The organism is Roseburia sp. 1XD42-69 (assembly GCF_003612565.1).
Lineage (GTDB): Bacteria > Bacillota > Clostridia > Lachnospirales > Lachnospiraceae > Roseburia_B.
Genome location: NZ_RAZG01000149.1, coordinates 1 through 3,609 on the forward strand (window position 1 = coordinate 1; position 3,609 = coordinate 3,609).

Here is a 3,609-nt window from a genome sequence, read left to right on the forward strand (position 1 = left end):
TTTGAGCAGGGAAACACTTGAAAAGGTTACATGACTCCGCCGAAAAACTACAAAATATAATCGGCGTTTTCTTACATTTTTAATTCGGCGTTGACAGTGTTTCGTCTGGTATTTCAGCCTGGTTTGCAGCTGCCGCTTTCCCCATTTTTTCTTTCTTCAACTGCTCTGTCCGCCCTAAATCCACATAGTGTGTCGCATATGCTTTTTCAATCTCCGGATTTCCGCTTTTGCTGAACCGCAGGGGGATTACCGGCTTATGGCCATGCCTTTTCTTCACGCCCCACCGCTTATAATAGCAGAAAGATGGTTTCAAACTCGATTTCTTTGCATAGGAGCGAATCTGTTTCATAATAAAGGAGAGCTTCTTTAAATTACACGTACACACCGCTTCCAGATACCGTACTTTCCCGAATCTCCAGTCCTCATACTTCTGCTTAGGCAGGACACCTATATCAACCAGCGCATCAGCAGGGGCGGCATATCCTCTTTGCTGGCACTGGTGATAGACAGCAGAATATACTTTTCCTATCAGTTCTGATTCTTTCACTTTATCCTCCACGTGAATAACCCCGGCTGTATTCATTTGCAGCCGGGGATTCCAATATTCTTTCTTGTGTGTCTGTTTGTCACCAGGTATTATATCGTTTGAAACAGCTCTTTTTCAATTTCCTGAATATCCTCTGCTGAAAGCTCTGAAAAATATTCAGTAATTTCGTCTACCGTTATTTTCCTATCCCTTAACATCTTTTCTGCGGCTTTCCGTGCAGTCTCTTTTGAAGCGGCTTTCTTTTCGCTTGCTATATGGGTACGCATGATCTTCTCTTCATCAAACAAAGCCATCATAATAGATATAACCTCCTTTTCCCTGCCTGCCAGAAATTCCCGAAGCACATCCCTGTCCTTACAGATACGGATGGTTTCCGTGACAGCCTCCTGGCTCCTTCCATACTGTTTCACCTGTTCATTATATACTTTTGTAAACGCAACATACTGGCTGATAATGTCATTCCCTTTATCGCCGTAAAGCACTTTCACCTTTACTTCAATGGCACATTCTTTCCCGCCGAAAAATTCTTTGGAAAGTGAGATTGTTTCCGGTCTGCCGGCACGCTCTCCGGTAAAAATCATGTATAATTCTGGTTCTGGAACATGAACCTTCTTGCTCCCATATAAATCTGCATCCTGTTCCTCAAAATAGTCATGGTAAATCTGCACTAAATACATCAGCACACGTATAATAATATTCATCGTCCATGAAGACTGATGCTCGACCAGAAACATGACTTTATCCCCAACCCTGAAAGCCAGATCGTTATAAATTCCATTCGTGAGGACGTTCCTTATGGTAATATCCATAAGCGCATCTTCCGTTGTCTCCATATCCTCCGGATGGAGCGCACGGTATAACTGTATCAGATATTTCTTATCCTGAAAGAGCGTTGAAAAAACACTGTCTTTCGCCGTATATTTTGCAAACGCATCCTTTTTCTCCGCTGTTTTCTCTTTTGGTTCTTCCTGTAATATTTCACCCTGCATCATATCACCTCGGTTCCAGATTTTGCCAATCAGTCCGGCAAATCGGCTATGCCCTGCCTTATGGTTTTATTATACAGAGAAACTCCCGATTGTTCAAGACATAAAAAGGGAGAAGCATCCGGCAGCATTCGCCAGACACTTCTCCCTTTCTTACTTCCGTCTGCGCTCCCTATCCTCTGCCATTGCCATCTGCTGTGCAGGTTTTCCACTCCGCTTTGCAATCTCTGCCTGTTTGCGGCGCAGCTTTGCCAGGACTGATACCCTGCCATTTTTCCCTTTTGGGGACATATTATTCCGCCTGCCGTCAATCATGTTGTAATTCTGTTCTTCATCTATCTCGGAACTGCGGAGATACTCCCCATTCTCCATATATTTCTGCCAGTTTTCAAGAGACGGCTTATCCATAGCATTGCCGGATTGCGTCTGGATATTCCCATCGGGTATTTCCTGTTTTTGCAGCTCTGCGGTAAGCTGCGGCAGATGGAGGTAATCCTTAATCTGCTGTAAGGCCGTCTGGTCAAAACCCTGATATGTATGGTCTACAATTATCTTCCCTTCTTCATCCAACACAACCCATGCCACTTCTTTTCCATAGGTTTCATGCTCCATCAGGAAGAACTGCCTGCCTTCTATCATAATGCTGTCAAAGGCAAGCCATTTCCCCTCCTTCCCCTTGATGTGGAAATCTGTTGTATCAAGAGACACAAGTGTGCCGGACGAACTTATCCGGATAAACCCGGCTATGACAGTAACCCCCTCTTTTTCAACATAGTAAGAAGTCACAACACCGTCCTTATTCAAAACAAGCACATCGCTGACGCTGATCGAATGCCCGTGGAATGTCCTTGGCAGCTTCTCATTGAAACGCTTGCGGATCTGTCCTGGCTCGTCCTCCGGCTGCATCCGTGCCATATACACTTGCTCATAATCCATATGCCATGTTCCGAAATGTCCATTTGCAATAAAGCCTTTCGTTTCCTCATTAATCTGCACATTTTCTTCCTTTCCTAACTCCAGTTCCCGTATTCCATCCCTTGCCAGCTCGATAAACCCGTCCAGTACCGCCGGGTGGCTGCTAACCACATAATCAGCATTCATATCCATCCCCCGGTTTATGTTCTCCGGTATCTCATACCCCTTTCGGATCAGTGACAACATACGATGAGTGCATCTGCATCAGGTTCGGTTTTACGAAAAACCTCGTCTTGCCCGAACCAGAACCGCCGATAACAAGGATATTTTTATTCCTCGCATACTTCGGCTGTTTTGGTCTGCCGGACATCATCAGCCTTTCCGTTTCTGTGAGTAACACGTTGTTCTCAAATACCGGATCGACATAAGGCTCAATGTCTTTCGCTGTCCCCCATGAAGCGTTTTGTCAAGTGCTTTTTTGAGTTATTGACGCAAGCCCTTGTTAATGCGGCGGGAAAAGGGGCACAAAACGCGCCTGTGGACGTTTAGAAGCCGTTTTCGCGGGTGGGTAGTATAAAACCTTATCCGGTAGGTTTTCGTGTCTAAAACGCCTTGAAAATCAAGCCTTTTCAAGCCCTATTGCGTAACATTCCATTCTGTTCTTTGGGAGAGGTCGGGGGCGCGGGGGCAGAGCCACCGCATAACCTACCGCCCGCCGCCGAAGTAGTGCAGACGGTTTTGCCGTTAGAATGGAGCAGACGAAAACAGGGGCAGGATTTTTTTATCCTGTTCCCCGTTTTCGGCGGCGAAATGGCAACGGCAAAAATCCAGACGGTCAAGGGTTTAAGAGTGGAGATTTTTTTGCGTTCTTTGCGAAAAAATACTACTTGTCCCTTGACGGTCTGGATAGTCGGAACGAGGCAAAGTGCAGATTGCTTTTCGTAATTGGCTATGGTATAATTTTTCCCAGTACAAACCGATAAACCGGAGTTGAACAAAATCGCTGCGCGATGGCCTACCAAGGTTGTGGCGTAGTTTTTTTTTAAATTACTCAAACTTCGCACATAGATTTAGCCTATGCACCTTGAAAATTCAATACTGGCAGTTATTCAGTTATCTTAATTCCTATGCTATGCTGCTTGAAGCTGTGTCCTCAGTAAA

General features: G+C 45.2%; 3 protein-coding genes and 1 pseudogene. All 4 read right to left on the bottom strand.

The genetic code is table 11. The features are described from left to right. Positions 1-79: 79 nt before the first annotated feature. Positions 80-547, bottom strand: coding sequence for a hypothetical protein (locus D7Y06_RS24335; RefSeq protein ID WP_330566594.1), 468 nt, complete (start codon positions 545-547; stop codon positions 80-82). Between the two features lie 89 nt (positions 548-636). Further along, positions 637-1,536, bottom strand: a complete 900-nt coding sequence (locus D7Y06_RS24340) for a hypothetical protein (protein ID WP_120410075.1) — start codon at positions 1,534-1,536, stop codon at positions 637-639. A 150-nt stretch (positions 1,537-1,686) separates the two neighbouring features. After that, positions 1,687-2,694, bottom strand: a complete 1,008-nt coding sequence (locus tag D7Y06_RS24345) for a YodL domain-containing protein (RefSeq protein WP_243119499.1) — start codon at positions 2,692-2,694, stop codon at positions 1,687-1,689. Further along, positions 2,672-2,911, bottom strand: a pseudogene (locus D7Y06_RS24350) (type IV secretory system conjugative DNA transfer family protein); the annotation flags it as partial. The gene D7Y06_RS24345 and the pseudogene D7Y06_RS24350, both read right to left, overlap by 23 nt. Positions 2,912-3,609: the final 698 nt, after the last annotated feature.